The sequence below is a fragment of the Komagataeibacter xylinus NBRC 15237 genome (assembly GCF_001571345.1).
In the GTDB taxonomy this organism is placed as follows: domain Bacteria; phylum Pseudomonadota; class Alphaproteobacteria; order Acetobacterales; family Acetobacteraceae; genus Komagataeibacter; species Komagataeibacter xylinus.
Map to the genome: position 1 here is coordinate 35,074 of NZ_BCTP01000004.1, position 26,852 is coordinate 61,925.

Annotated in this window: 23 protein-coding genes; 20 read left to right on the top strand and 3 right to left on the bottom strand. The window is 62.9% G+C overall.

Annotation, left to right across the window (positions count from 1 at the left end; all coding sequences use genetic code 11):
* Nucleotides 1-48 precede the first annotated feature (48 nt).
* From GXY01S_RS02590 to GXY01S_RS02630, 9 genes are all read left to right on the top strand, one after another.
* Nucleotides 49-513, top strand: a complete 465-nt coding sequence (locus GXY01S_RS02590; RefSeq protein WP_061271831.1) for a nuclear transport factor 2 family protein — start codon at nt 49-51, stop codon at nt 511-513.
* Nucleotides 514-694: 181 nt separating this feature from the next.
* On the top strand, nt 695-1,171 hold the full coding sequence (locus GXY01S_RS02595) for a hypothetical protein (RefSeq protein ID WP_242501275.1): 477 nt from the start codon (nt 695-697) through the stop codon (nt 1,169-1,171).
* A gap of 13 nt (nt 1,172-1,184) precedes the next feature.
* A complete protein-coding gene (locus GXY01S_RS02600) occupies nt 1,185-2,429 on the top strand; it encodes a TolC family protein (RefSeq protein WP_061271912.1) in 1,245 nt (414 codons plus the stop codon).
* On the top strand, nt 2,426-3,574 hold the full coding sequence (locus GXY01S_RS02605) for an efflux RND transporter periplasmic adaptor subunit (RefSeq protein WP_061271832.1): 1,149 nt from the start codon (nt 2,426-2,428) through the stop codon (nt 3,572-3,574). Before GXY01S_RS02600 ends, GXY01S_RS02605 begins: the two co-directional genes overlap by 4 nt.
* A complete protein-coding gene (locus GXY01S_RS02610) occupies nt 3,574-6,645 on the top strand; it encodes an efflux RND transporter permease subunit (RefSeq protein ID WP_061271833.1) in 3,072 nt (1,023 codons plus the stop codon). The genes GXY01S_RS02605 and GXY01S_RS02610 overlap by 1 nt, the downstream gene beginning before the upstream one ends.
* Nucleotides 6,645-7,316, top strand: coding sequence for a response regulator transcription factor (locus GXY01S_RS02615; protein WP_061271834.1), 672 nt, complete (start codon nt 6,645-6,647; stop codon nt 7,314-7,316). Before GXY01S_RS02610 ends, GXY01S_RS02615 begins: the two co-directional genes overlap by 1 nt.
* Nucleotides 7,313-8,668: a sensor histidine kinase gene (locus tag GXY01S_RS02620; protein ID WP_061271835.1), complete on the top strand. Its 1,356-nt coding sequence runs from the start codon at nt 7,313-7,315 to the stop codon at nt 8,666-8,668. Before GXY01S_RS02615 ends, GXY01S_RS02620 begins: the two co-directional genes overlap by 4 nt.
* Nucleotides 8,669-8,796: 128 nt before the next feature.
* Entirely contained in the window at nt 8,797-11,070 is a 2,274-nt protein-coding gene (locus tag GXY01S_RS02625; protein ID WP_061271913.1) for a TonB-dependent receptor, read from the top strand.
* A 168-nt stretch (nt 11,071-11,238) separates the two neighbouring features.
* A complete protein-coding gene (locus GXY01S_RS02630) occupies nt 11,239-12,039 on the top strand; it encodes an SDR family NAD(P)-dependent oxidoreductase (RefSeq protein WP_061271836.1) in 801 nt (266 codons plus the stop codon).
* A 174-nt stretch (nt 12,040-12,213) separates the two neighbouring features.
* On the opposite strand, the gene ppk2 is transcribed toward GXY01S_RS02630, so the two are convergent.
* The 3 genes from ppk2 to GXY01S_RS02645 all read right to left on the bottom strand — a co-directional run bounded on the left by ppk2 (nt 12,214) and on the right by GXY01S_RS02645 (nt 14,855).
* Nucleotides 12,214-13,143 (bottom strand): polyphosphate kinase 2, encoded by a 930-nt coding sequence (gene ppk2, locus GXY01S_RS02635; protein WP_082770680.1) that lies wholly within the window; start codon nt 13,141-13,143, stop codon nt 12,214-12,216.
* Between the two features lie 12 nt (nt 13,144-13,155).
* Entirely contained in the window at nt 13,156-14,511 is a 1,356-nt protein-coding gene (locus tag GXY01S_RS02640; RefSeq protein WP_061271837.1) for an inorganic phosphate transporter, read from the bottom strand.
* 116 nt (nt 14,512-14,627) lie between these two features.
* Entirely contained in the window at nt 14,628-14,855 is a 228-nt protein-coding gene (locus GXY01S_RS02645) for a hypothetical protein (protein ID WP_061271838.1), read from the bottom strand.
* A gap of 265 nt (nt 14,856-15,120) precedes the next feature.
* Here GXY01S_RS02645 and pstC point away from each other — a divergent pair, with 265 nt between their 5' ends.
* From pstC to GXY01S_RS02700, 11 genes are all read left to right on the top strand, one after another.
* On the top strand, nt 15,121-16,095 hold the full coding sequence (gene pstC, locus GXY01S_RS02650) for a phosphate ABC transporter permease subunit PstC (RefSeq protein WP_370664420.1): 975 nt from the start codon (nt 15,121-15,123) through the stop codon (nt 16,093-16,095).
* A 14-nt stretch (nt 16,096-16,109) separates the two neighbouring features.
* Entirely contained in the window at nt 16,110-17,006 is an 897-nt protein-coding gene (gene pstA, locus GXY01S_RS02655) for a phosphate ABC transporter permease PstA (protein WP_061271840.1), read from the top strand.
* Nucleotides 17,003-17,800, top strand: coding sequence for a phosphate ABC transporter ATP-binding protein PstB (gene pstB / locus GXY01S_RS02660; protein WP_061271841.1), 798 nt, complete (start codon nt 17,003-17,005; stop codon nt 17,798-17,800). The genes pstA and pstB overlap by 4 nt, the downstream gene beginning before the upstream one ends.
* A 17-nt stretch (nt 17,801-17,817) precedes the next feature.
* Complete coding sequence (phoU, locus tag GXY01S_RS02665) at nt 17,818-18,513, top strand: phosphate signaling complex protein PhoU (RefSeq protein WP_061271915.1); 696 nt, start codon at nt 17,818-17,820, stop codon at nt 18,511-18,513.
* A 112-nt stretch (nt 18,514-18,625) separates the two neighbouring features.
* Nucleotides 18,626-19,672: an aldo/keto reductase gene (locus GXY01S_RS02670; protein ID WP_061271842.1), complete on the top strand. Its 1,047-nt coding sequence runs from the start codon at nt 18,626-18,628 to the stop codon at nt 19,670-19,672.
* An 851-nt stretch (nt 19,673-20,523) separates the two neighbouring features.
* A complete protein-coding gene (locus GXY01S_RS02675) occupies nt 20,524-21,894 on the top strand; it encodes an NAD-dependent succinate-semialdehyde dehydrogenase (protein ID WP_061271843.1) in 1,371 nt (456 codons plus the stop codon).
* Between the two features lie 118 nt (nt 21,895-22,012).
* Nucleotides 22,013-23,962, top strand: coding sequence for a threo-3-hydroxy-L-aspartate ammonia-lyase (locus GXY01S_RS18850; RefSeq protein WP_255210347.1), 1,950 nt, complete (start codon nt 22,013-22,015; stop codon nt 23,960-23,962).
* Nucleotides 23,963-23,996: 34 nt separating this feature from the next.
* Complete coding sequence (locus GXY01S_RS02685; protein WP_061271844.1) at nt 23,997-24,299, top strand: urease subunit gamma; 303 nt, start codon at nt 23,997-23,999, stop codon at nt 24,297-24,299.
* A complete protein-coding gene (locus tag GXY01S_RS02690; RefSeq protein WP_061271845.1) occupies nt 24,283-24,627 on the top strand; it encodes an urease subunit beta in 345 nt (114 codons plus the stop codon). The genes GXY01S_RS02685 and GXY01S_RS02690 overlap by 17 nt, the downstream gene beginning before the upstream one ends.
* Nucleotides 24,624-26,330 carry an urease subunit alpha gene (ureC, locus tag GXY01S_RS02695; protein WP_061271846.1) on the top strand — a complete coding sequence of 569 codons (1,707 nt, stop codon included), beginning with the start codon at nt 24,624-24,626 and terminating at the stop codon, nt 26,328-26,330. The genes GXY01S_RS02690 and ureC overlap by 4 nt, the downstream gene beginning before the upstream one ends.
* The gene (locus GXY01S_RS02700; RefSeq protein WP_061271847.1) at nt 26,330-26,845 is read left to right on the top strand and encodes an urease accessory protein UreE; all 516 of its coding nucleotides are present in this window, start codon (nt 26,330-26,332) and stop codon (nt 26,843-26,845) included. Before ureC ends, GXY01S_RS02700 begins: the two co-directional genes overlap by 1 nt.
* Nucleotides 26,846-26,852: the final 7 nt, after the last annotated feature.

The following is a 26,852-nucleotide window of genomic DNA, read 5'->3' on the forward strand; positions in this document are numbered from 1 at the left end:
ACATTCATCTCACGCACTTGATTTTATATTGAATACAGGAGTTTCCGCATGTCACGTCCTCCCCTGCCACCGTTTGATGCACAGACCGCCCCCCTCAAGGTCCGCCTTGCTGAAGATGCCTGGAACACCCAGAACCCCACGCAGGTGGCCCACGCCTATACGCCAGACAGCCAGTGGCGCAACCGCACGGAATTCATTCATGGGCGTGATGACATCATCGCGTTCCTGACCCGCAAATGGAGCCGGGAACATGATTACCGCCTGATCAAGGAACTCTGGGGGTTTCGCAATAATCGCATGGCTGTCCGCTTTGCCTATGAGTGGCATGACGCCACGGGCGCGTGGTTTCGCTCCTATGGCAACGAGTTGTGGGAATTCGGTGCGGACGGTCTGATGCGCACCCGCTTCGCGTCAATCAACGACCTGCCGATTACAGTACCCGACCGGCTGTTTCACTGGCCACATGGTCGCCGCCCTGATGACCATCCGGGGCTTTCCGCTCTGGGGCTGTAACCTGCCGCAAGCTGCCCGTCACGATCAAAGGCCGGTTTGCTGATGCCCGCGCAGGGCGGCCCAGGCGTCACATTGTGCCTTCTGTCGGCCCGCGTTCAGGTTCACGTCAGCTTCGCGCCCTAAACCTGTCCTCACCGGTGCCTGGCACCATTGATCGACAGGGGGAGCCTGACAGGCCATCATGCGCGTAAAGCTACGTTATCTCCCGGTTCTGCTGGCTTTTTTCACGGCGTGGGCATGGACAGCGCCTGCAGCAGCGAAGACGGACCTGATCTGCGCAGGCCACGCGGCGGGCATCAGGCTGCATGTCGATGGATTGTATGGCGGTTATCCCCATTCCGTCCTGCGCCAGGCGGTGCTGCGCAGCGTGGCCTGCCCTACGGGGCCAGATGTAAATGCGGCCTTTCTCAAGATCGCGCAGCCTGCCCCGCACCTGCGGGTATCGGTGATCCGCCCCATCGGGCAGGGGCAGCAGGGGTCGATTTCGGTCATGCTGTTCTCGCGCGGGCAGTTCGTGATCGGTGAGCGGATGGGCCTGTCCGTCCTGTCGCGCAGCCAGTCGCCCTTTGTGGTTTCAAACGACATCAACCTCGCCACCCAGCGCATGTGGGATGATCTGGCTGCCCGGATGAAGGCAGGAGGCCCCGTTGTTCCATGAAGGCTGGCCCCGCATGCGTCCGGCCGTGCTTGCGTGCCTGGCCGCCGTGATGGCGATTGCCGCGAATAGGCAGGCGGTGGCCCAGCCTGCCCGGTCCCTGTCCTTTCATGCTGCCGTGAGCATGGCGTGGGCCATTGACCCGACCCGGACCGAACTGCAGGTGGGCCAGCACGGGGCCGCGCAACGGGCCAGCGCGGCAGGGTCGTGGTTTGCAGGCGGCCCGACCCTCTCGGGTGAATACATGGATGATCATGCCCTGGGCAGCAATCTGGGCTACACCACCTATCAGGGCGGGGTGTCGGTGCCGTTATGGCTGCCGGGGCAGGGGAGTGCGACGCGCAAGGTGGCCAGCATGGAAGCGGCCACGCTGGCCGAGCAACTCAATGTGGCGCATATGGCGCTTGCCATCCGCGTGCTGGATGCGGCGGCAGGCGAAAGCATGGCCACGGCCCGCCTCGCCACCGCCCGCGACCTGTACGGGGCCATGAGCCGCATGGGCAGCAGCGTTGACCGGGCCAGCCGCGCGGGCGAACTCTCCGCCGCCGACCGGCAACTGGCCGATGCAGGCACCGAAAACGCCCGCAACGAACTGGCCCTTGCACAGGAGGAGGAGGAGAATGCCCGCGCGGGGCTGGAAGTGCTGCTTGGCCAGCCTGCCATGCCCGATATCACGCAATATGGCGGGAGCGATGTCAGCCGCGCGCGTTTTACCGCGCCGCGCGATATCGAGGATAACGACCCCCGCGTCCGCGCCGCGCAGCATGTGGTCGAAGCCGCCGAGGCCAATATGAAGCTGGCGCGCCGCTCCTTCATGCCCAACCCGGAAATCGGGGTCGACGCCATTCATGAAAAACAGTTCGGCAGCCCGTGGGATGACCGCGTGGGCCTGAACTTCAGCATTCCCCTGCCCAGCGAGGTGCGCAATACCCCCCTCATGGCCGAGGCCCGTAACCGCCTGGCCGCCGCCACCAGCCAGCAGGTGCAGGCGCGCCGCATGGTCCATCTGGAAATGATGCGCGTGCGCGAGCGGCTGATTACCGCCGCCACCACCCGTCAGGCCGGTGCGGCGGCGGCAGCCAGCATGGAGCAGCGCGCCGTGGCGCAGGAACACGCCTGGCGCGTGGGCGAGGCCAGCCTTGATACCGCGTTGCAGGCAAGGCAGGCCGCATGCAACACGCGTCTGGCCAGCCTGCGCGCCGAGGTGGAATGGCATGTGGCCAGCATCCGGGTGCTGATTGCCACGGGCGTCGTGCCATGAGGCTGGCCCCTGCCTGCGCCATGCTTCTCATGCTGGCTCCCCTTCCGGCCCGGGCGGAAGACGGGCCGCCCGCCCTGCCGCCGGTCGTTCATCTCGATGAAAAGGCAGCGGTGAACGAGGGCCTTGTCATCACGGTTGCCCAGCCCGGCCACCTCGTGGCCAGCCTGCCGGTCATGACGCGGGTCATGCCCGATGCGGCGCGGGTCGTGCATATCCACCCCGCAGGCACGGGCAAGGTCGTGCAGGTGCTCGTGCAGCCGGGTCAGGTGGTGCGGCGCGGCGACGGGCTGCTGCGCTATCAGGACCATGCCCTGCATGTCGCCCGCCTGCAGGCCATACAGTTGCGCGCGGCCCTTGCCGCTGCCATCGCCGCGCGTGATGATGCCGCGGGCGCCTGCGCGCGCGGGCAACTGCTGGCCGGGCAGACCGTATCAATGGCCGAACTGCGCCGCCGGCAGGATGCGCTGGCGCAGGCCCAGGCCACCGTGCGCGCCCGGCAGGCGGATGTGGACACGCTGGGCCACCGCTTTGCCGAGGAATTCAATTCCTCCTCCGAACATGACGGCACTGACGAGACCTCCACCCTCATCGCCCCGTTCGATGGCACGGTCATCACGCTCGATACATCGGTGGCCGGTGACCTTGCACCTGCCATGGATGTGGCCACGCTTGCCGATCTCTCGCGCGTCTGGCTGGTGTCCGACCTGCCGCCGGAACAGGCGGTGCGGGTGCGGCCCGGCGGCACGCAGGTGACAGGGACCGCGCAGGGCGCCGTGACCTCGCGGATCGATACGGTCGATGGCATGGCCAGCCCCCTGACCGGGCTGGTGCGTGTCATCAGTGCCGTGCCGGACCCCGCGCGGCGGCTCATGCCCGGCACCGTGCTCGATGCGACATTGCAGACGCGCGAGGACGTGAGCGGCATCGTGGTGCCAGCAACTGCCGTGCAGGAGATCAATGGCCAGAGCGTTATCTTCAGGCGCATTGACGGCGCAAGCTACGCGCCGGTCGTGGTCACGGTGGCGCTGGAGGAAGGCGGGCAGGCCGTCGTCCAGGGCGGGCTGAAAGGCGGCGAGGCCATTGTGGGGCAGGGGAGTTTCGCGCTCAGATCCGTCATTGGCCTTGCCGGGATGGATGCCGACTGATGGGCGCCCGGTTGCTTGAAGCGCTGCTGCGCGCGCGGATGATCGTGTTGGGGGTGCTCGGCCTTGTGCTGGCAGCGGGGTGCCTTGCGGTGATGGGCCTGCCGGTGGAGGCCGTGCCCGACATTTCGCCCCGGCAGGTTCTGGTCTCGGTCGTGGCCCCCGGCCTTGCCACCGAGGAGGTGGAAAAGCTCATCACCTTCCCCGTCGAGGCCAGCCTCACCGGCATTCCCGGCATGACCGACCTGCGTTCCGTCTCGCGCAGCGGGGTGTCGGTGGTGTATGTTCAGTTCGCTGATGAAACGGACATCAACCTGGACCGCATCCGCGTGAATGAATGCCTGCAACAGGCCCGTGGCGCCATTTCGGTGCCCGGCGTGAGCCTGGGGATGGGGCCACTGACCACGGGCATGGGCGAGATCATGCAGTTCCAGATAAAGGGCAAGGGCCATACGCTGATGGACCTGAACCGAATCATGAACTGGACCGTGGTGCCGCAGATGCGCCTCGTGCCCGGCGTGGTGGATGTCAATGTCAATGGCGGGGCGGAAGAGACCTATGCGGTCACGCTGGATGAGGCGCGCCTGATCGCGGCCAACCTGTCGGTAGGGGAAGTCTATCGCGCGGTGGATACGAATAACGGCGCGGCAGGCGGCGGATGGATCCCTCGCCATGCCGAGCAGCAGATCGTGGTCGGGCGGGGGCTTGTGCGCAGCGTGGAGGATTTCGGCGCCATTCCCGTGCGCAGCAATGCCGATGGCTCGGTGCTGCGGCTGCGCGACCTTGGGCGTGTGGGCCTGGGTGCGCGCACCCGGCTGGGGGCCGTGACCCGTGATGGGCAGGGCGAGATCGTGATCGGCGTGGTCATGATGGAAAGCGGGGCGAGTTCCAACGCCACCCTTGCCGCCATCGACCGCGCGCTGCCTGCCATCCGCCGGGCATTGCCTGCCGGGGTCACGCTCGAGCCTTATTACACGCGCGCCACGCTGACGGGGCGGACCATCGCGACCGTGCGCGACAACCTGCTGCTCGGCGCCGTGCTGGTGGTGGGCGTGCTGGTGGTGGTGATCGGGAGTTGGCGGGCGGCCCTCGTCATTGCCTCGGTCATTCCGCTGGCCCTTGTCTGCGCCATGGCGGGCATGCGGCAGTTTGGCATCTCGGCCAACCTGCTCAGTCTGGGCGCGATCGATTTCGGCATGATTGTCGATGGCTCCCTGGTCGTGGTCGAGCATATCCTTGCGCGACGCGAAAGCGAACCCGAAGCGGATTTTGCAACCCTTGTGGCTGGTGCCGTGCGCGAGGTCATGCGGCCGGTCAGCTTCGCGATCCTTGTCATCATCATGGTCTACCTGCCGGTGCTGACGCTGCAGGGCATCGAGGGCCACATGTTCCGCCCCATGGCGCAGACCGTCATCATGGCGCTGCTGGCCTCGCTGGTTTACGGCTTTACCTGCGTGCCGGTGCTTGCCGTCCTGGCCCTCGGGCCGGTCCGGCCACGGGGGGATACATGGCTGATCGCGTGGCTGCGCACGCCATACGGGACCATGGTGGGGTGGGGCGAGGGGCATCCGCGCATCCTGTTTGGCGGCACGCTGGCGGTTTTCGCGCTATCGGTGCTGCTGGCAACCCGGCTGGGGGGCGAGTTCATTCCGCAACTCGATGAAGGGGCTCTGACAGTCACCACCACGCGGCTGCCCTCGGCCTCGCTCGATACCGTGCTGGCCTCGGTAACAAAACAGGAGCAGATCCTGCGCCGCTTCCCCGAAGTCAGGGCGGTGATCAGCAATACCGGCACATCCGCCATCCCCACCGACCCGATGGGCGTGAACGAGACGGACAGCTTCATTTTTCTCAATGACCCCGCTACATGGAAAACCGCCCGCACGCAGGCAGGGCTTGTCGCCGCGATGGATGATACCCTGCGCCATGAATTGCCCGATGCCCTGTATTCATGGAGCCAGCCCGTGCAGATGCGCATGGACGACCTGCTCTCGGGCGTGCGCACCCAGATTGCCGTCTCGATCTATGGTGATGACCTGGGCCGGCTTTCCGCTCTGGGCGACCGGGTGGCGGCGGTCATGTCATCGGTCAGGGGGGCGGCGGATGTGGCGCCTGCGGGCGATGGCACCGTGCCGCTGCTCGTGATCGACATTGACCGCGCGCAGGCTGCGGGCCGCAACGTGGCCATGCAGGATATTCTCGACACGGTTGAAGCCGTGGGCGGGCATATCGGCCGCGCGGTCATGGTCGGGAATGCGATGATCAGCACCGAGGTGCGCCTTGACCCGCGGCAGGTCGCCTCACCAGCCACCATCGCGGCCTTGCGGGTACCGCGCCATGACGGGCAGGGCAGCGTGCTGCTGGGGCAGGTGGCCCATCTGCACCCTGTTGACGGGCCGCCGCGCATCAGCCGCGACCGGGTGCGCCGGCGCATGGTGGTGCAGGCCAATGTGCGCGGGCGCGACCTGTCCTCCTTCGTAGTCGAAGCGCAGGCCCGCGTGGCCCGTGATGTCAGGCTGCCCGCAGGCTACACCATGCAGTGGGATGGCCAGTTCCGTAACCTGCAATCGGCGGTGCAGCGGCTTGAAGTCGTGCTGCCGGTCGCCCTCGGCCTGATCTTTGCCCTGCTGGTGGTGGCGTTTGGCGCGGTAAGGCCTGCCCTGCTGGTGTTTGCCAACCTGCCGGTGGCCGCAACCGGCGGCATCGTGGCGCTGACGGTGCGCGGGCTGCCCTTCAGCATCTCGGCCGGGATCGGCTTCATCGCGCTGTTCGGGGTGGCGATCCTGAACGGCGTGGTGCTGGTCAGCACCATCGGCGCGCTGCGCCAGCAGGGCATGGCTGTTGCCACCGCCGCCTTTGCCGCCGCGCAGTCGCGCTTTCGCCCTGTCATGGCTACGGCGCTTGTGGCAAGCCTCGGGTTCTTTCCCATGGCGTTCTCCCAAAGTGCGGGCGCGGAGGTGGAGCGCCCCCTGGCCAGCGTGGTCATTGGCGGGCTGGTCTCATCCACGTTGCTCACCCTGCTGGTGCTGCCATCACTATACGCGCGGGTCATGCGCGAGAGGGAGCCGGGCTGATGCGTATCCTCATTGTGGAAGACGAGGCCGATCTGGGGGCTGCGGTGCTCGAGCGCGTGCGGCAGGCAGGCCATGCGGTGGACTGGTTTACCACCATCGAGGAGGCCCGCGCCGCCCTGGCAACGGTGGCCTATGACTTCATGCTGCTTGATCTTGGCCTGCCTGATGGGAACGGGCGCGACCTGCTGCGTAAGGTCAGGGCGCGCGGCCTTGACATTGCCGTGCTCATCACCACCGCCGAGGACCAGATCAGCGACCGCATCGCGGGGCTGTCGGACGGGGCGGATGACTATATCGTCAAACCCTACGACCTTGATGAACTTGTGGCCCGTATCACCGCCGTCGCCCGGCGTTTCGCGCCGCGTCGGCATGCAGTGCCCGTGCGCGTGGGAGATGTTGCGATTGACCGGCAGAACCGCGTGGTGCGGCGCCATGGCGCGCCGCTTGAACTGACCGCGCGGGAATGGGCCATCATGGAACTGCTGTCGCGCAGGCCGGGCATGATCCATTCGCGCAGTCAGATCGAGACGGCCCTGTACGCGTTTGGCGATGACGTGGAGAGCAATACGATCGAGGTGTTCATCAGCCGCCTGCGCAAGAAGGTGGGCAACGCGGTGATCCGCACCGTGCGGGGGCGTGGATACTGCCTGGCTGTGGGAATGCCGGCATGAAAAGCTGGAGCCTTGCCAACCGTATCATCAGCAGCGTGCTGGCTGTTGTCATCATCAGCCTGCTTGCACTTGGCGTTGCCATCGGTTTTTTTACCCACCATGAAATGATCGAGCGGCTGGACAACTCGCTGCAGGAGGTGTCCGAGCGGTTGCAGACCGCGATCGTGACCCAGCTTCATGCTGTACCCACCGGCACGGTTGCGGTGGTGCCGGGGGCGGGGGCATGGGCGCTGGCCTACCAGATCGTGGACCATGAGGGCCATGTGGTGCTGCGCTCGCAAAATGCGCCGGTGGGGCCTTTCGTGTGGCCTGCGCAGGCGGGATTTGCGGATACGCAGCACTTTCGTGTTTATGTGACGGGGCCGGACGCCACATCCTGCCGGGTGATGATTGGCGAGCCGCTGCGCCACCGCCATGGCGCTATCCTGCGGGCCATGATCATCCATCTCCTGCCCATTCCCATCTTCATACCGGTGATCTGGCTGCTGGTGCGCCTGACGGTGCGCCGCGCGTTGCAGCCGCTCGACCGGCTCAATGTCGAGATGCAGTCACGCGGCAGCGGCAACCTGCGCCCGGTGCCCCCGCTTGACCTGCCGGTGGAACTCATTTCCATCCAGACATCGCTCAACACCCTGCTGTGCCGCCTGGAAAAGGCGCTGGCCACCGAGCGCGCCTTCGCGGCAAGTGCCGCGCACGAACTGCGCAACCCCATTGCAGGGCTTCAGGCACAGATACAGATGCTTGAAGCCAGCCTGGCGCCGGGTTCGGCCATGACGGCGCGCGTGCAGGTCATTGGCGGGCGCACCCGGCAACTGGGGCGGACGGTGGAAAAGCTGTTGCAGTTTTCAAGGGCCATGTCCGGCGTGGCGTTCCGGCGTGAGCGTTTTGACCTGCTGCCCGTGCTTTATATTCTGCTTGATGACATGGACAATGCCTCAAAAGGCCCGCATCACGTGGCAATCGATGTGGGCGATACTCAAAGCATCTTTGTCCATGGCGACATGGATGCCACCGGCATCCTGCTGCGGAACCTGATTGAAAACGCCCTTGTGCATGGCACGGGGGCGGATTGCGTACGCATCAGCCTGCGTGATGACGGCACGGTGGACATTGCCAATGATTGCCCGCCTTTGCCGGGGCCTGTCCTGGTGCGGCTGACCCGCCCGTTCGTGCGTGGTTCAACCACGACGCAGGGCAGTGGGCTCGGTCTTGCCATTGCCAGTAACATTGCCGGACAGATGGATGCCGAACTGCATATTGTCTCTCCGCTGCCGCAACGGGAGCGGGGCTTTCTCATTTCCATTCGTTTTCCCGATGCCAGGATTGTGAAAGGCGGGGCGTGCGAGGCGTGACGCCCTGGCAGGCAGGACTGCGCTTTTGATGCACGAAATGAGAATGCAATTCATGTACATTTCATATTGCAATTCATTATCATTAACCCGATAAGGCGGGTATGAAACGTGACCTTGTGAGCTTTGAAATGAGTCTTCGCACCCTGTGCCTAACCACGATCTGTGCCTCCCCGCTGCTGGCGGCGGGCTATGGCCCGGCGGTTTTCATGGCCGCGGCGCGGGCGGCGGACCAGCCCGGCGTCGTGGCGGATGATGCGGGCAGAACCGGTGCCGCATCGGCCCGGACGCACGAAAAGAATGGCGCGGCAACGCCGCGCCCCACGCCCGATGCGGATGCTGAAACACCACGGCATGAGGATATGGTCGTGACCGCCGCGCGCCGTAACCGCATGTATGTCAGCAGCGGGGGCGACCTTGGCGCGCTGGGCAACAAGAAGGGGCTGGATGTGCCCTTCAACATCCGCAGCTACAATTCCAGCCTGATCCTTAACCAGCAGTCACAGACGCTGGGCGATGTGCTGCTCAATGACCCTACCGTGCGTACCACCATGGGCTACGGCAACTATGCCCAGCTCTTCCAGATCCGTGGTTTTACGCTGTACGGCGATGATGTTGCGATTGATGGCCTGTATGGCGTCACCCCGCGGCAGCTTGTCTCGCCCCAGCTTTATGATTCAGTGCAGGTGCTCAATGGTGCCAGCGCATTCCTCAATGGCGCAGCCCCTGGTGGCTCGGCCGTTGGCGGCAATGTCAACCTGATCCCCAAACGGGCGGCGGCAACGGATATCACACGCATCACCGGCGATTACACCAGTAGTGGACAGGGCGGTGGCGCGTTTGACATAAGCCGCCGGTTTGGCAAGGACCATGCCTTTGGTTTCCGTTTCAACGCCGCCGGCATGGATGGGGAAACCCCGATCAAGGGCGAGCGACGTGATGACGTAGCCCTTGGCGCGGCCTTAGACTGGCATAACGACGATACGCGCATCGACATGAACATGAATTACCAGAAACAGCAGGTTTATGGCGGACGCAGCGCGATCATCGTCTCCAGCCTGGCGGATGGCATGCCCGCGCCAAAGGCGACCGCGCCGTCGGAAAACTGGGGGCAGCGCTGGGCCTATACCGATCTGAGCTACCTGTTCGGCACGCTGAACATCGAACATGATTTTGGCAGCCACATTACCGCTTACGGCAAATTCGGCGCGCAGGGCGGCAATGAAATGGGCAATTACGCCACCACCACGCTGACCAACTCCCGCACCGGCGCCGGTGGGGTGGGGGCCATGGCGGATGCGTACAACGTCATGAACGAGGCTACGCAGGCCGGCATTCATGCGCATGTCACCACCGGCCCCATCAAGCACGAGATCAATGCGGGCGGGTCCGCGATATGGGAAGAATCAGACGCCGCCTATTCCATGAGTCTGACGTCACAGGCGGGCAACATCTATCACCCCACGCAGTTTACCCCGCAGGAAACCTATAGCGGTGGCATCCTGAACAATCCCGGCCGGGTGGCGTGGAACAAGCTGTACAGCCTGTTCCTGTCCGATACCATGACGTTCTGGCACGACCGCATCGCGCTGACGGGGGGCTTCCGGTACCAGGATATCCTGTCGGATTCATACGACTACAATACGTCAAAACTGACGACGCATTACGATGCGGCGGCGTTCTCCCCCGTCATCGGGCTTGTCATCCATCCGGTCAAACATGCCGCCCTGTATTTCAACCGTATCCAGGGCCTGTCGGCGGGGCAGACGGTGGGAGCCACTTACGTCAATGCCGGGCAGGTCTTCGCCCCGTACCAGAGCACCCAGTACGAAGTCGGCGCCAAGTACGACGTGGGCCGTTTCGCGGCCGGTGTCGCATTTTTCCAGACCGCCATGCCACAAGGCATGACCGAAGCCTACGGAAATACCGGACAGGAGATTTACACGCAGGACGGCAGGCAGCGGAACCGGGGCATGGAACTGACCTTCAATGGCGAGATCCTGCGCGGCCTGCGCTTCAATGGTGGGCTGACACTGATCGACGCCAAACAGATGCATACCGCGGGCGGCGCGTATGACGGCAAGACCGTGATCGGCGTGCCGAACTATACCATCAACGGCAACCTTGAATACGACGTGCCGTTCGTGAAGGGGCTGACGCTGGTGGGCCGCGTCATCAGCACCGGCAAGCAGCAGTTCAACAGCATGAACACGACGCACCTGCCGGCATGGTCACGCTTCGACCTTGGTGCGCGCTATACCTTCCTTGCGGCGAAGAAGCCGCTGACCGCGCGTTTCGAGGTCGATAACATCGGCAACCAGCGCTACTGGGCCTCGGTTTACCAGAGCGATCTGGTCATGGGTGATCCGGAGACCTTCAAGTTCTCGATCAGCGCCGATCTGTAAAAAACGTGATGCCTTCGTAAACCCGCCTGTTGCCAGCCCGGCAGGTCAGCATTGAAAAAGCTGTTGAACCCGCGCGGAGCCAACGCGATATGATGGGAGCCATGAGGCGGCACGCAGGGCCTGCGCCATGCCGTGCCGCCAGATGCATGAACGGAGGAAGCACGGCACATGACAGACAGCAAACGGTTTGGCGGCAAGGTCACGCTGGTAACGGGGGGGGCAGGCAATATTGGCCTGGCCACGGCGCAGCGCCTGGCGGCATCAGGCTCGGCCATCGCCCTGCTTGACCTTGCGGGCGACAAGCTTGACGAGGCCGTGCGCACGGTGGCCGCTGCCGGGGTTACGGCGCGCGGCTATGGCTGCGACGTAACGGATGCAGCAGGCGTGCAGGCGGTGGTGGACCGGGTGGCGGCTGATTTTGGCCAGATCGATTTTCTGTTCAACAATGCGGGCTATCAGGGTGCCTTCGCGCCGGTGCAGGATTACCCGGTGGAGGACTTCGCCCGCGTCATGACCATTAATGTGTGTGGCGCGTTTCATGTGCTGCGCGCGGTCTCGCGCCATATGGTGGCGCGCAAATTCGGCCGTATCGTCAACACGGCCAGCATGGCGGGCGTGGGCGGCCCGCCGAACATGGCGGCTTATGGGGCCTCGAAATTCGCCATTATCGGCCTGACCCAGACAGCATCGAAAGACCTGGCGCCTTACAATATACGCGTCAATGCCATCAGCCCCGCCTTCATGGGCCCCGGCTTCATGTGGGACCGGCAGGTGGAACTGCAGGCCAGGGTGGGCAGCCAGTATTTCTCGACCGACCCCAAGGTGGTGGCCGAGCAGATGATCAATTCCGTGCCGATGCGCCGTTATGGCGATATCAAGGAAATTCCCGGCGTGGTGGAATTCCTGCTTGGTGATGATTCCAGCTACATGACCGGCGTCAACCTGCCAATTGCAGGCGGTATCCTGTAAAGCCAGCGTAATAAAAAAGCAGCCTTTTTTATTAAAAGGCTGCATCTTTTATAGACTATTTAAAAAGTTGGCCCCGAAAACATACAGGAATCATAAAGAAGTTTCTGGTGAAGCTTTTTGCAGAAAGCTTCGAAGAACGCCGCCTTTTTGAAAAAAGGCGGCACCCAAAAACTTTCAGTATTTCTCCGGCACGAACATGGTCTCGGGCACGGGCTGGCGAATATAGTCCGGACTGTAGACCCGCTCGGGCAGCCGCACTTCAGGCTTGTGGACCTCATGGTATGGCACCTGCGAGAGCAGGTGGCTGATGCAGTTGAGGCGGGCTTTCTTCTTGTTGTCCGCGCGCACGATCCACCAGGGGGCTTCATCAATGTTCGAGCGCTCGAGCATGATTTCCTTGGCCAGGGTATAGGATTCCCAGCGGCGGCGGCTTTCAAGGTCCATCGGGCTGAGCTTCCACTGCTTCAGCGGGTCTTCCATGCGGGCGCAAAAGCGCAGTTCCTGCTCGTCATCGGAAATAGAAAACCAGTATTTGACAATCTGGATGCCGCTGCGCACCAGCATGCGCTCGAATTCCGGCACGGAGCGGAAGAACTCGTCATATTCCTCATCGGTGCAGAAATTCATCACGCGCTCGACGCCCGCGCGGTTGTACCAGCTCCGGTCAAACAGCACGATCTCGCCTGCGGCCGGCAGGTGGGCCACGTAACGCTGGAAATACCACTGCGTGCGCTCGCGGTCATTGGGGGCGGGCAGGGCGGCCACGCGGCAGATGCGCGGGTTGAGGCGCTGGGTAATGCGCTTGATCACCCCGCCCTTGCCCGCCGCGTCACGCCCTTCACAGATCACGACAAGACGGTGTCCGGTTTCCTTGACCCAGTCCTGCAGCGTGACCAGTTCGCCCTGCAGGCGCAGCAGCTCGCGGAAATAGTTTTTTCTGAAACCGGTGTCTTCCGCCCCGTTTTCCGAACCGAGGCGGGCATCATCGAGTTCGAGTTCAATCTCCTCGTCAATGTCATCAAGCACCTCCTCACGCAGGCGGTCGCGGTCTGTCGGGGCTTTGGGGGCGTTGCGGGTGTCGTTCATGTCAGGGGTCGTTTCCATTTGCAGTGCGCCTTACCAGCTCAGCACGTAGAACAGGCTGGCGGCGATGGTGATGGTGACAGGCAGGGTAAAGACCCATGCCAGCGCGATCTTGACCAGCATGCCCCGGTTGATGCCCGAGCCCGAGCCGAGCATGGTGCCCGCAATACCGGCAGTGATGATGTGCGTGGTGCTGACCGGCAGCCCGGTATAGCCCGCTGTTGCGATCAGGCCCGCGCCCACCAGCTCGGCCGAGGCGCCCTGCGCGGGGGTAAGGTGCGTGTTGCCGATCTTCTCGCCCAGCGTGTGCACGATGCGCTTGTAGCCAATCATGGTGCCAATGCCCAGGCACAGCGCGCTGAGCAGGCGCACCCACCACGGTGCGTATTCCACGACCGGGCGCATCTGGTTGCTCAGGGTCTTGGCGCTGGCGCGGTCATGCGCCGAGGCCTGCGTGTTGAGCGAAACGGCCTTCAGCCCGGCCACGACCTCATACAGGTCGGCGCGCAACTGCGAGGGCACGACCGCATCGGGCGTGGTCTGGGCCAGGCGGTTGACCGAGGCAATGGCTTCCTCGCGCAGGCCGTCATGGTCGTATTGCGTGATCAGCGGGACCGCGTCGGTGGCATATTGGGCAATATGGCTGATCTGGGGCTTGCTGTTGGGGGCGAGGGCAAAGGTTGCGGGCAGGATGCCGATGATGGTCAGCATGATCAGGCCGATACTTTTCTGCCCGTCATTGCTGCCGTGCGAGAAGCTGACGCCGGTGCAGGTCAGGATCAGCAGGCCGCGCACCCAGCCGCGTGTGGGCTTGTCGCCCTGCGGCGGCTGATACAGTTCGGGGTCATGCACCAGGTGTTTGATGATGAAATACAGCCCACCTGCGCCAATCAGCCCCAGCAGGGGCGAGATGGCGAGCGCGCGCAGGATCTTCCAGATCTGTGACCAGTCAACGCTGTTGCCAATGGCGCGGGTGTGCAGTAGCGCATCGCCAATGGCAATGCCGATCAGCGCGCCAATGACGCAATGCGAACTGGAATTGGGGATGCCGAACCACCAGGTAAACAGGTTCCATGCCAGCGCCGTGCCAAACAGGGCAATGAGCATGGGCACCGCCGGGTCGCCATTGGGGGGCGAGAGCACATCGGCAGGCAGCAGTTCCACCAGCCCGTAGGCGACACTGATGCCACCAAGCACCACGCCCACGAAGTTCATCAGCCCCGACCAGATCACGGCGGTGCGCGGCTTGAGCGATTTGGTATAGATGACGGTGGCGACCGCGTTGGCCGTATCATGAAAGCCGTTGACGAACTCGAATACGCACACCAGCGCGAAGCATATGATCAGCGCCAGGATGGAAAAAGTTGAATAGGGTGCAAAATGAAGCATGAAACAACACACCAGAAGTTATTGTCATGCCAATGTAAATAAAAAGTTTCTTAAAATAAATAATACTTATTCTTATTTAATATAATATTCATATTTATGAATACGGAATGCCGCTTTCAGGCATAGCGTCGGGCGGTGTCGAGGCTGCGGACTGGCTTGCAGCGCCCGAGGCGGAAGCGGGTGCGCGCGCGGGCCACGGCATCTTCGTAAGAAGGCAGGATGTCACCATCCATCTGGGTCACGCGTTCGTGCATGGCGCGGAAGGTATAGGGTTCATCGGGGCCATCCTGAAACACGATGCCAATGAACACGCCATCAATTTCAATAACGCTGGATTCAAACATGAGGCTCGTTCCTGCCTGTCCTTTTAGGGGGCGGGGCCGTCCTTGCCGGCCTGCCCGTTGCGGGTGCTATGCCGCATTTTTCCGGGTGGCTTCAACCTGAAATATGTGAACTTTATATGACGTGCCGCAAGTAGATATCAGGCATACATGCATGTAATGGCAGGTGTCATAAAAACTTCATGAAAAAAGCCGCATGTTATTATTGTCACGAGTCAGTCAATTCGCTTAGTGCTGCATTCATGTCATGCATATCAGGAACTCCATGATGGTAGTGTCATCCACCACCGCAGGCCAGGAGGCGGCTGCCTCCGGGCGCAACGCAGGGGGCAATGCCGGTGATGCTGCCTTTGGCGTGCTGGCACGGCTGGCCGGGTGGTCCATCCTGCTGGTCATGGCGGGCATCATCATCGTGCTGGTCAGCGGTGGGTGGCAGGCTTTTTCCACCTTCGGGCCAGGGTTCATCACCAGCAAGGCGTGGAACCCCATCACGCATAATTTTGGCGCGGCGACATCGATTTTCGGCACGCTGGTCACCACGGCCGTGGCCCTTGTGTTTGCCGTGCCCTTCGCCTTTGGCGTGGCCTTCTGGCTGGTTGAAATGGCGCCCCCGGCACTCGCGCGCGTCATCGAGATGGCCGTGCAGCTTCTGGCCGCCGTGCCCTCCATCATATTTGGCATGTGGGGGTTCTTCATCGTGGTGCCGTTCATGGCGCATTATGTCGAGCCCGTGGCCACGCGCTATCTGGGCCATGTGCCGGGCATCGGGCTGCTGTTCCGTGGCGCGCCCTATGGTACGGGCCTGCTGACCGGCGGCCTCATCCTGGCCATCATGGTCACGCCCTTCATCTGTTCGGTCATGGCCGATGTGTTCGTGTCCATCCCCGCCGTGCTGAAGGAAAGCGCCTTTGGCCTGGGGGAAACCCGGTGGGAGGTGATGCGCAAGGTGGTGCTGCCGTGGTCGCGGCAGGCGGTGATGGGTGGCATCATGCTTGGCACGGGCCGCGCCCTGGGCGAGACGATGGCCGTGACCTTCGTGATCGGCAACAGCAACCGGCTGGGCTGGTCTCTGTTCGCGCCGGGCAACACCATCGCCTCGCTGATCGCGCTGGAATTCCCCGAAAGTTCGGCCGGCAGCCTCAAGCTCTCGGCGCTGCTGGCGCTGGGTGCGATCCTGATGGTCATTTCATTCATTACCTTGGCCTGCTCGCGCATGTTCCTCCAGCGCGGCATAAAGAACTAGGGAAGTAGCCTTACATGTCAGCCCAGAAAGTACAGGCCGGGGCCACGGACGGGTGGCAGCGCGGTGGCGCACAGGCCGTGCGGCGCAGGATTGTCGAGCGACTGGTTAGCGTGCTGTGCTGTATCGCCACCGTGGTTGTCCTGTTCCTGCTGTTTTCGATTTTATGGACACTGGTCACGCGCGGCGCGGCAGGGCTGTCGCTTTCAACCTTCCTGCACAGCACGGCAGCGCCCGGCAGTGGCGGGGGGCTTGCCAACGCCATTGTGGGCAGTTGCGAACAGACCCTGCTTGCCGCCCTGCTCGGCACGCCCATTGGCATGCTGACCGGCGTCTACCTGTCGGAATTCAGCCATGACGGGAAAATTGTCTCGTTCGTGCGCTTCGTGTCGGACATGATGCTGTCCGTGCCTTCCATCCTTGTCGGGCTGTTCGTCTACCTGATGGTGGTGGAGCCTGCGGGGCATTTCTCGGGCATGGCGGGCACGCTGGCGCTGGCCATCCTGTTCATTCCCATCGTGGTGCGCACGACCGAAGACATGCTGCACCTCGTGCCCCGCGCCATGCGTGAAGCCGCCTATGCACTGGGCGCGCCGGGCTGGCGGGTGATTGTAAGCATCTGCCTGCGCGCGGCGCGTGGCGGCATCATGACCGGCATCCTGCTGGCCCTGGCCCGCATCTCGGGTGAGACGGCGCCGCTGCTCTTTACCTCTCTTGGCAACCTGAACTGGTCCACCAACCTCAACGCGCCAATGGCGAGCCTGCCTGTCATCATCTATCAATATGCCGGTTCGGCCTATGATGACTGGGTGCAGATGGCCTGGACCGGCGCGCTGCTGATTACGGTTGCGGTGCTGGCAACCAACATCTTCGCCCGCTGGTGGCTCTCGCGTAATGGAACTGCATCATCATGAATACCGTCCTTATGGGTAACAGGCCCGCCCAGGCGCAGTCGGCCCCGGCCATCGCCATTCGCAACCTTGATTTCTGGTATGGCGAGAACCACGCGCTGCGCGGCATCTCGCTCGATTTTCCCACCCGGCAGGTGACCGGCATGATCGGGCCTTCGGGGTGTGGCAAGTCAACGCTGCTGCGCATTCTCAACCGGATGTATGACCTCTATCCCGGCCAGCGCGCCATGGGCGAGGTGCTGTTTGATGGCCGCAACATCCTCTCGCCCGGCATTGACGTGAACGTGCTGCGCTCGCGCATTGGCATGGTGTTCCAGAAGCCAACGCCTTTCCCCATGTCGATCTATGACAACATCGCCTTTGGCGTGCGGCTGCATGAGCGTCTCTCACGCGCCGAGATGGACCAGCGCGTGGAAAACGTGCTGCGCCGCGTGGCCCTGTGGGGCGAGGTCAAGGACCGGCTGAATGCCTCCGCCGCAGCCCTGTCTGGCGGGCAGCAGCAGCGCCTGTGCATTGCGCGCACGATTGCAACCCGGCCTGAAATCATCCTGCTGGATGAACCGACCAGCGCGCTCGACCCGATCTCGACCGCGCGGATCGAGGAACTGCTTGATGAACTCAAGCAGGAATTCTCGATTGCCATCGTCACCCACAACCTCCAGCAGGCGGCCCGCTGTGCGGATCGCGTGGCCTTTTTCTACATGGGCGAACTCGTTGAAGTGGACACGGCGGACAAGATGTTCACCGCGCCACATGAAAAGCGCACCCAGGATTACATTACCGGCCGCTTCGGTTGATGACGAAAGACGTGATGATGCCCCAGGAATCGATGCACACTGTTCAGAGTTACGAACAGGAACTTGAACAGCTTCGTTCGCTCATCAACAAGATGGGCGGCATGGTCGAGCGCCAGGTGGCGCAGGCCATTACGGCGGTGGTCGAGCATGATGAGGTTGCAGCCCTCGATGCGCCGGAAATGGACCCCCATGTTGATGAACTCGAACGCCAGACCGAGGCGCTGGTCATCCGCCTGCTGGCCCTGCGCGCGCCCATGGCAGGCGACCTGCGCGAGGTGGTGGCGGCGCTGAAGATGTCGGGCGACCTGGAGCGGATCGGCGATTGCGCGGCCTCGATTGCACGCCGGGCCATGCGCAACGAACTGCTGTCATGCCCCATATCACTCACGGGGCTGCACAGCATGGGCCGGCTTGTGCAGGAAAACCTGCGCCGCACCATTGATGCGATGGACCAGCGCGACCCCGAACTCGCGCGCATTGTCTGGCAGTCCGATACGGCGGTGGATGAACTCTATGTGTCGCTGTTCCGCGAACTCGTGACCTACATGATGGAAGACCCGCGCAATATCGGCCCGTGCACCCATCTGCTGTTCATTGCCAAGAACCTTGAACGCATTGGCGACCATGCCACCAATATTTCCGAGCGCGTCTATTACTCCGTAACCGGCAGCATCCTGCCCATCATCCGCCCGCGCGGTGGTACTTTTGACTGAAGCGACCGCCTGACCCCTGCCTGGCCGTGCGTGATTGCGCTGCCGTCTGTCTTTTGCAACACTTGCCCTGACAGACGGCCCGCGCCACACCCAACCAGGCAAGGTTTTTTACATGCAGCAACGTGAACTCGGTCGCACTGGCATCAAGGTCAGTGAGATCTGTCTTGGCACCATGACCTTTGGCCAGCAGAATACGGAAGCCGAAGGCCATGCCCAGCTTGATCTGGCGCTCGATCACGGCATCAACTTCATTGATACCGCCGAGCTTTATTCCATTCCGCCCCGTGCCGAGACCTATGGTGCGACGGAAACCATCATCGGGAGCTGGCTCAAGGCGCGGGGTGGGCGTGATCGGCTGATCATTGCAAGCAAGGTGGTGGGGCGGGGCACATCGCCATGGTTCCGCCCCGGCGGTGAGGAAACCCGCCTGACGCCAAAGCAGATCCGTTACGCGCTTGATGGCTCGCTGCGCCGCCTTGGCACGGATTACATCGATCTGTACCAACTGCACTGGCCAGACCGCAAGGTGGGGCTGTTTGGCGCAGGGGGCAATACGTTTACCAGCCTGCCCGAAGCCGACGAGGTACCCATTGCCGAGACGCTGGGCGTGCTGGGTGACCTGGTGCGCGAGGGCAAGATCCGCCATGTCGGCCTCTCTAACGAGACGGCGTGGGGCGTTTCGCAATACCTGGCCGAATCCCGCCACGGCGCGCCGCGCGTGGTGTCGATCCAGAATGCCTATAACCTCATCAACCGCACCTTCGAGATCGGCCTGGCCGAGATGGCCCTGCGCGAAAAAGTGGGCCTGCTGGCCTATTCTCCGCTGGCACAGGGCTACCTGACTGGTAAATACCTGGGCGGCGCACGGCCTGCTGGCGCGCGCACCACGCTGTTCAATCGTGGCCAGCGCTACGAGAAGCCGGGCGTGGAGGAAGCGGTGAGCGCCTATATCGCCCTGGCAAAAGCGGAAGGCATCGACCCGGTGCAGATGGCCATTGCCTTTGTTACGTCGCGACCGTTCGTGACCTCGAACATTATTGGCGCCACGAGTATCGCGCAACTCAGGACCATTCTCGGTTCGGTTGATCTGGTCATTACGCCGGAACTCGAGGCCAGGATCAACGCGATCCATCAGGTGCATTGTAATCCTGCGCCCTGACCATTTTTGCCGCCCGACATGCCCCCTGATGATGTTCCTGTTATCAGGGGGATGAAGAGACAAAATCATATATTTACATTAAAATTAAAAATATCGTTCCCTGAAAAATGCATATCGGAATTATTATTGAGTAGAAGTTTATTTTATGATCATGTAAAATATAAAATAATTTTGAAATAGAATTCAAGATTACTCTACAGCCATCGACTGGCATTGTATTCGAATGGGATATAAGAGTGATTGACGAAAGGGTTCCGGCTCGCATGGGAGGGCAATATCTCCACTATGCAAACGGAAAAATATCGATCGTGCATATTTCAGATGATATGTATCAGATATTGGATCTGAACATGTTTTATCCATCATCCGGGTGGCGTCCTGTTATGAAAGACGGCGATTACGCTCATCTGATGGATGAACTTTACGACGAATAATAAACCCAGCCATTGCCTGTAGGGAACAGTCTGGGGCCAGCCGCTTGAAGCGGGCTGGCAGCCGTTCGTATTATCTATGAATCGTGCAGGGCAGGTGGAACGCGCTGGTCTTGCTTTCATCTTCAAACTCTTGTGATGCCACCCCGCACCATGCGCCCTGCAGGCGTCCGCCCGGACCCCTGAAACCCGCCATTCCCGCCTGCCCACACCGGCATGAGCGCAGGGCTGCCCTGTCAGCGGCGGACATTGACACGCTACGGCTGTATATAGTCACGATACAGGGAGCATTGCATCAACACGCAGGGCATGGCGCAATCTGCAACCAAAGAGTGGCAATTCGTTGGCGCGTTCACACAACACCAACCCTTGCCCGACTATAAGGCCATCCATGCCCGCACCCTGTAAGGATATGATGACATGAGTCCCTATCGCACCATTAATCCCGCCACCGGCAAGACGGAAAAGGTCTTTGACCTGCATGATGACAAGGAAATGCTGGCCCGGCTTGAAACCGCCCACCAGTTCTGGGAGGGTGACTGGCGCCGCCGTACCATTGCCCAGCGCCGTGACATCATGCTCAAGGCTGCCGAGATCCTGCGCCGCGACAAGGAAAAGCACGCGCGCCTGATTTCCATCGAAATGGGCAAGATCCTGCCCGAAGCCATTGCCGAAATCTCGCTCTCGGCCGACATCCTGGCCTATTACGCCGAGAAGGCCGAGACCTTCCTCGCCCCGCGCGAGCTGCCGGTGTCGCAGGGCCATGCCAGCGTGACCAGCGAGCCGCTGGGCATCATCTACTGCGTGGAGCCGTGGAACTTCCCCTACTACCAGCTTGCCCGCGTGGCGGCCCCCAACCTGATGGCGGGCAATGTGGTCATGGTCAAGCACGCGCCGGGCGTGCCGCAATGCGCCGTAGCGTTCGAGGCGCTGTTCCGTGAGGCAGGCGCGCCCGCAGGGGCCTACACCAACCTGTTCATCACCAATGACCAGTCGGAAAAGCTGATCGAGCGCCCCGAAATCCGTGGCGTCGCCCTGACCGGCAGCGAACGCGCAGGCAGCGCCGTGGCTGGCCAGGCAGGCCGCGCGCTCAAGAAAAGCACGATGGAACTCGGCGGTTCCGATGCATTCATCGTGCTTGATGATGCCGATCTCGACACGGTCGTGCCGCTTGCGGTGCAGGCGCGCATGTCCAATAACGGCCAGGTCTGCACGGCGGCCAAGCGCATGATCGTGCACAAGTCGCTCGTTGAGGAATTCACGTCGCGCTTGAAGGTTGCGATCAATGACTTCAAATACGGCGATCCGCTCGAGCAGGGCGTGACCCACGGCCCTATGAGCAGCCAGGTGGCGATGGAACATGCCGTAGCCCAGGTGGAAAAGGCCGTGGCGCACGGGGCCAGCCTCGTTGTGGGCGGCAAGCGCATCGAGCGCGAGGGCTTCTTCATGAAGGCCGCGATCCTGACCAACCTGACCAAGGACAATCCCATTTTCTATCAGGAAATCTTTGGTCCCGTCGCCATCATTCATTCCGTGGGCAGCGAGGATGAAGCCGTAGCACTGGCCAATGATTCGCCATACGGTCTTGGCGGCTCCATCCAGACCAGCAACGTGGAACGTGGCCGCCGCATGGCCGCCCGGATCGATACGGGCATGGTCTTCATCAACAGCGCCACCGGCTCGGCACCTGACCTGCCGTTTGGCGGCATCAAGAACTCCGGCTATGGCCGTGAACTTTCGGAATTCGGCATTGAGGAATTCCTGAACCGTAAGCTCGTTCACACGCCCTGAGCCATCAGGCACCGATCGCTCCCATCATGCGATGGGAGCGCTCACCCTGACATCCCCCCTAGCCGCCGCGACAGAACCGGGCCATGCTGATGGCCTTGCCATGTTGGGGGAGGGGGCGATGCAGGCATTACCGGTATTTGCAGATGTGGTGGCGGCGGCAGCACGGATCAAAGGGCGGGCGCACCGCACGCCGGTCCTGACATCACGGTATTTTAACAGCGCAAGCGGCACGACGCTGTTCTTCAAGGCCGAGAATTTCCAGCGCGTGGGGGCCTTCAAGTTCAGGGGCGCTGCAAATGCCATTGCCGCCCTGCCGCAGGCCGTAAGGCAGCGCGGGGTGGTGGCGTTTTCATCGGGCAATCATGCCCAGGCCGTGGCCAGTGCCGCGCAGGATGCGGGCATCCCTGCCACCATCGTCATGCCCCACGATGCCCCGGCCATGAAACGGGCCGCAACGCAGGGTTACGGCGCGGAAGTGGTGCTCTATGACCGCTACACGCAGGACCGCCAGGCAATTGCCACTGCCATTGCCAACGAGCGTGGGGCCACCGTTCTGCCCCCCTTCGACCATCCCGACATCATAGCCGGTCAGGGCACCGCAGCCCTTGAACTGTTTGAGGAAACCGGCCCGCTTGATGCGCTGTTCGTGCCCGTGGGCGGCGGCGGTCTGGCCTCGGGTTGCGCGCTCGTGGCCAATACGGTGGCACCGGACTGCGCGGTGATTGGCGTGGAACCGGCAGCAGGCGATGATGCGCGCCAGTCGCTCGCGGCAGGCCATATCGTGCATATTCCGGTGCCCCATACAATTGCCGATGGCGCGCAGACAACCGCCATCTCGTCCCTGACCTTTGCCATCATGCGACAGTATCTGCGCGATATCGTCACGGTGGATGACGCGGCCCTTGTCACCACGATGCGCCTTGTCGCCGAGCGGATGAAAATTATTGTCGAGCCGACCGGCTGCCTTGGCGTGGCGGCCGCCCTTGCCGCCGCGCCCCGGTGGCAGGGCAGGCGCATTGGCGTGCTGATATCAGGCGGAAATGTGGACATGACGCGCTTTGCCAACTGGTTCAGGCCACGCAGCCCGATTGACCCCGTATATGGAAAAGCTTCGAAAAACGCGGCCTTGTTGGCAAACACAGGCCCGTGGTCGTGTGGCGGCGATTACGTAATTCTACGCAATGGACGTATCTTGCCCGGCTGCTACGATAGCCCCGATGCTGTCAGGACTAAAATGAACGCGGGCATAATCCCACTCCAGCGCGCAAGGGGGCAGTTCGGGCTGGAAGTCAGGGCTGATGGTGCCCGTACCCGCATGGCGGATCTGGTGCAGGCAGGTTGCTGCCGCCTGCTGTTTCCCCGCGTGCAGGGCAATGGGCTGGAAGCCGCCACGGTCAATATATCGGGCGGTATTGCGGCGGGTGACCGTATCAACGGGCGGCTGGCCTGCGGCCCCGGCACGGACCTGCTGGTTACATCGCAGGCCGCCGAGCGGATCTACCGCGCCCGCCCTGAAGATGGCCCGGCGGACATGACGGTTTCCTGCCATGTCAGCGCTGGAGCACGGCTGGAATGGCTGCCGCATGGCACGATCTTTTTCGATGGCAGCCGCCTGCGCCGCCATATGGTGGTGGACATGGCGCAATCCGCCACCTTCCTCTTTCTCGAGAGCCGGATATTCGGCCGCCTTGGCGCAGGCGAGCAGCTTGCCAGCCTGCATGTGCGCGACCGGCTGACCATAAGGCGCGAGGGCGAACTGCTGCTCGAAGACATGCTGCGGCTGGAAAGCACCGATGTAACCGCCCTGCTGGCCCAGCCCGTCGTGGCCGCGGGGCAGGGCGCGGTGGCCACACTGGTGCTGGCCAGCCCGCAGGCGATGGACCTGCTGGCCCCGGTGCGCGAACGGCTGGCAGCGCCCCAATGCGCGGGCTTTGCCGCATCCGCGTGGAACGGCATGCTGGTGGTGCGCGGCGTGGGCAAGGGGGGCTGGGCGCTTGAGGGGGCGCTGCGTCATATCCTGCCGGTATTGCGGGCAGGGCGGCCCATGCCCTCTACATGGCGGTCATGATACAGCACAGGCAGGCAAGGAGGCGGAGCACGACATGAAGCTGACACCAAGGGAAAAGGACAAGCTGCTCATTGCCATGGCGGCCATCGTGGCCCGCCGCAGGCTGGAGCGCGGCGTGCGGCTGAACTACCCCGAGGCCGTGGCCCTGATTACCGACCATGTGGTTGAAGGCGCGCGCGACGGGCTGAGTGTTGCCGAGCTGATGGCCAGTGGCGGCCATGTGCTGACCCGCGCGCAGGTCATGCCCGGCGTGGCCGATATGATCCATGATGTTCAGGTCGAGGCGACTTTCCCCGATGGCACGAAACTGGTGACAGTCCATGACCCGATACGCTGACCCCCTGCCCGAAGGCGCCATACCCGGCGAGATCCTGACCGATGGGGGCGAGATCACCCTCAATGAAGGCCAGCCCCGGCGCACCCTGCGCGTGACCAATACCGGTGACCGCCCCGTGCAGGTCGGCAGCCATTATCATTTTGCCGAGGTCAATCCGGCCCTGTGCTTTGAGCGCGCGCAGGCGCTGGGCTGGCGGCTTAACGTGCCATCGGGCGGGGCCGTGCGCTTCGAGCCGGGGCAGGAGCGTGACGTGACACTGGTGCCGCTGCGGGGCCTGCGCCGCGTGATCGGCTTTCGGGGCAATGTAATGGGGAGTGTGGATCAATGACGCGCCTGACCCGGCATGATTACGCAGGCCAGTTCGGCCCCACCACCGGCGACCGCGTGCGGCTGGCCGATACGAACCTGCTCGTGGCGGTGGAAAAGGATTTCACCATCTATGGCGAGGAAGTGCGCTTTGGTGGCGGCAAGACCATCCGCGATGGCATGGGCCAGTCACAGGCCACGCGCGCGCAGGGGGCAGCGGATACCGTCATCACCAATGCGCTGATCATCGACCACTGGGGCATCGTGAAGGCAGACGTGGCGCTGCGTGATGGCCGGATCGCCGCCATTGGCAAGGCGGGCAACCCCGATATCCAGCCCGGGGTGGACATCATCATCGGGCCGGGCACGGAAATCATCGCGGGCGAGGGCAAAATCCTGACCGCGGGCGGCATTGACAGCCACATCCATTTCATCTGCCCCCAGCAGATCGAGGAGGCGCTGGCCTCGGGTATCACCACCATGCTTGGCGGCGGCACGGGGCCTGCCACGGGCACGGCGGCCACCACCTGCACGCCGGGGCCATGGCATCTGGCGCGCATGCTGCAGGCCGCCGATGCCTTTCCGGTCAACCTGGCTTTTGCGGGCAAGGGCAATGCCTCGCGCCCCAAGGCGCTGGAGGAAATGGTGCGCGCAGGCGCAAGCTGCCTGAAACTGCATGAGGACTGGGGCTCGACCCCCGCCGCCATCGACTGCTGCCTCGGTGTTGCCGACCGGATGGACGTTCAGGTCATGATCCATACCGACACGCTCAACGAAAGCGGCTTCGTGGAGGACACGATCGCAGCCTTTGAAGGCCGCACCATCCATGCCTTCCATACCGAGGGCGCGGGCGGCGGGCATGCGCCCGACATCATCCGGGTGGCGGGGCTGCCCAACGTGCTGCCGTCCTCCACCAACCCCACGCGGCCCTATACGCGCAACACGCTTGACGAGCATCTGGACATGCTCATGGTCTGCCATCATCTCGACCCCAGGGTGCCCGAGGACATTGCCTTTGCCGAGAGCCGCATCAGGCGCGAGACCATTGCGGCTGAGGACATCTTTCACGACATGGGCGTGCTGTCGATGATGTCATCCGACAGCCAGGCCATGGGCCGGGTGGGCGAGGTGCCGCTGCGCACATGGCAGACCGCCCACAAGATGAAGCAGCAGCGCGGCCCGCTGCCTGGTGATGGAGCGGCCGACAACAACCGCGTCAAACGCTACATCGCCAAATACACCATCAACCCCGCCATCGCCCACGGCCTGTCGCATGAGGTAGGCTCCATCGCGGTGGGCAAGCTGGCCGATCTGGTGCTGTGGGAGCCTGCGTTCTTTGGCGTCAAGCCCGATCTGGTCATCAAGGGGGGCGCGATCGCCTATGCCATGATGGGCGACCCCAATGCCTCCATTCCCACGCCGCAGCCGGTGCATGGCCGCATGATGTTTGGCGGCTACGGTGGCGCGCGGACCCATACCAGCCTGACCTTCGTGTCAAAGGCGGCGCTGGAGGATGATATCGGGCGCAGGCTGGGCCTGCAGAAGGGCCTTTCCGCCGTGTCGGACACGCGTGGCGGCATTGGCAAGCGCAGCATGATCCATAACGATGCCATGCCGCATATCGAGGTCGATCCCGAAACCTATGAGGTGCGGGCCGATGGCGTGCTGCTGACCTGCGAGCCTGCCGATATCCTGCCCATGGCCCAGAGGTATTTCCTGTTCTGATGACCCGTATCACCAAAATCCTGCCAGCGGGAAGCTGGCCCGTGGCCGAGGCTGTGGATGTGTTCGCCGCCGATTATGAAGGCCGCCACCGCAGGCGCATGATGCTGGCCCTGCGCTCGGGCGCGCGCGTGCTGCTTGAACTTGAACACGCCCGCCTGCTGGCCGATGGCGATGGGCTGGTGCTTGACGATGGCCGCATCGTTCGGGTTGAAGCCCTGCCGGAAGACCTGATGGAAGTCACCGCCCATTACCCGCTGCACCTGCTGCGGCTGGCGTGGCACCTGGGCAACCGGCACCTGCCCGCCGCCATTACGGCGCAGCGCATCCTTGTGCGGCATGACCATGTGATTGCCGATATGATAACGGGCCTTGGCGGGCATGTGCGCCATGTCAGGGCAGCCTTCGACCCCGAAAGCGGGGCCTATGCCGGGCGTGGGGCCGGGCATGCCCATGAGCACCACCACGACCATGCCCACCCGCATGATCATGGCGGTCATGCCCATTCGCATGACTGAACCCGCA

Bases quoted from the DNA above. Each gene is read 5' to 3' on its own strand.
- GXY01S_RS02590 (WP_061271831.1), top strand. From the start codon at position 49: ATGTCACGTCCTCCCCTGCCACCGTTTGATGCACAGACCGCCCCCCTC.
- GXY01S_RS02595 (WP_242501275.1), top strand. From the start codon at position 695: ATGCGCGTAAAGCTACGTTATCTCCCGGTTCTGCTGGCTTTTTTCACG.
- GXY01S_RS02600 (WP_061271912.1), top strand. From the start codon at position 1,185: ATGCGTCCGGCCGTGCTTGCGTGCCTGGCCGCCGTGATGGCGATTGCC.
- GXY01S_RS02605 (WP_061271832.1), top strand. From the start codon at position 2,426: ATGAGGCTGGCCCCTGCCTGCGCCATGCTTCTCATGCTGGCTCCCCTT.
- GXY01S_RS02610 (WP_061271833.1), top strand. From the start codon at position 3,574: ATGGGCGCCCGGTTGCTTGAAGCGCTGCTGCGCGCGCGGATGATCGTG.
- GXY01S_RS02615 (WP_061271834.1), top strand. From the start codon at position 6,645: ATGCGTATCCTCATTGTGGAAGACGAGGCCGATCTGGGGGCTGCGGTG.
- GXY01S_RS02620 (WP_061271835.1), top strand. From the start codon at position 7,313: ATGAAAAGCTGGAGCCTTGCCAACCGTATCATCAGCAGCGTGCTGGCT.
- GXY01S_RS02625 (WP_061271913.1), top strand. From the start codon at position 8,797: ATGAGTCTTCGCACCCTGTGCCTAACCACGATCTGTGCCTCCCCGCTG.
- GXY01S_RS02630 (WP_061271836.1), top strand. From the start codon at position 11,239: ATGACAGACAGCAAACGGTTTGGCGGCAAGGTCACGCTGGTAACGGGG.
- ppk2 (WP_082770680.1), bottom strand. From the start codon at position 13,143: ATGGAAACGACCCCTGACATGAACGACACCCGCAACGCCCCCAAAGCC.
- GXY01S_RS02640 (WP_061271837.1), bottom strand. From the start codon at position 14,511: ATGCTTCATTTTGCACCCTATTCAACTTTTTCCATCCTGGCGCTGATC.
- GXY01S_RS02645 (WP_061271838.1), bottom strand. From the start codon at position 14,855: ATGTTTGAATCCAGCGTTATTGAAATTGATGGCGTGTTCATTGGCATC.
- pstC (WP_370664420.1), top strand. From the start codon at position 15,121: ATGGTAGTGTCATCCACCACCGCAGGCCAGGAGGCGGCTGCCTCCGGG.
- pstA (WP_061271840.1), top strand. From the start codon at position 16,110: ATGTCAGCCCAGAAAGTACAGGCCGGGGCCACGGACGGGTGGCAGCGC.
- pstB (WP_061271841.1), top strand. From the start codon at position 17,003: ATGAATACCGTCCTTATGGGTAACAGGCCCGCCCAGGCGCAGTCGGCC.
- phoU (WP_061271915.1), top strand. From the start codon at position 17,818: ATGCCCCAGGAATCGATGCACACTGTTCAGAGTTACGAACAGGAACTT.
- GXY01S_RS02670 (WP_061271842.1), top strand. From the start codon at position 18,626: ATGCAGCAACGTGAACTCGGTCGCACTGGCATCAAGGTCAGTGAGATC.
- GXY01S_RS02675 (WP_061271843.1), top strand. From the start codon at position 20,524: ATGAGTCCCTATCGCACCATTAATCCCGCCACCGGCAAGACGGAAAAG.
- GXY01S_RS18850 (WP_255210347.1), top strand. From the start codon at position 22,013: ATGCAGGCATTACCGGTATTTGCAGATGTGGTGGCGGCGGCAGCACGG.
- GXY01S_RS02685 (WP_061271844.1), top strand. From the start codon at position 23,997: ATGAAGCTGACACCAAGGGAAAAGGACAAGCTGCTCATTGCCATGGCG.
- GXY01S_RS02690 (WP_061271845.1), top strand. From the start codon at position 24,283: ATGACCCGATACGCTGACCCCCTGCCCGAAGGCGCCATACCCGGCGAG.
- ureC (WP_061271846.1), top strand. From the start codon at position 24,624: ATGACGCGCCTGACCCGGCATGATTACGCAGGCCAGTTCGGCCCCACC.
- GXY01S_RS02700 (WP_061271847.1), top strand. From the start codon at position 26,330: ATGACCCGTATCACCAAAATCCTGCCAGCGGGAAGCTGGCCCGTGGCC.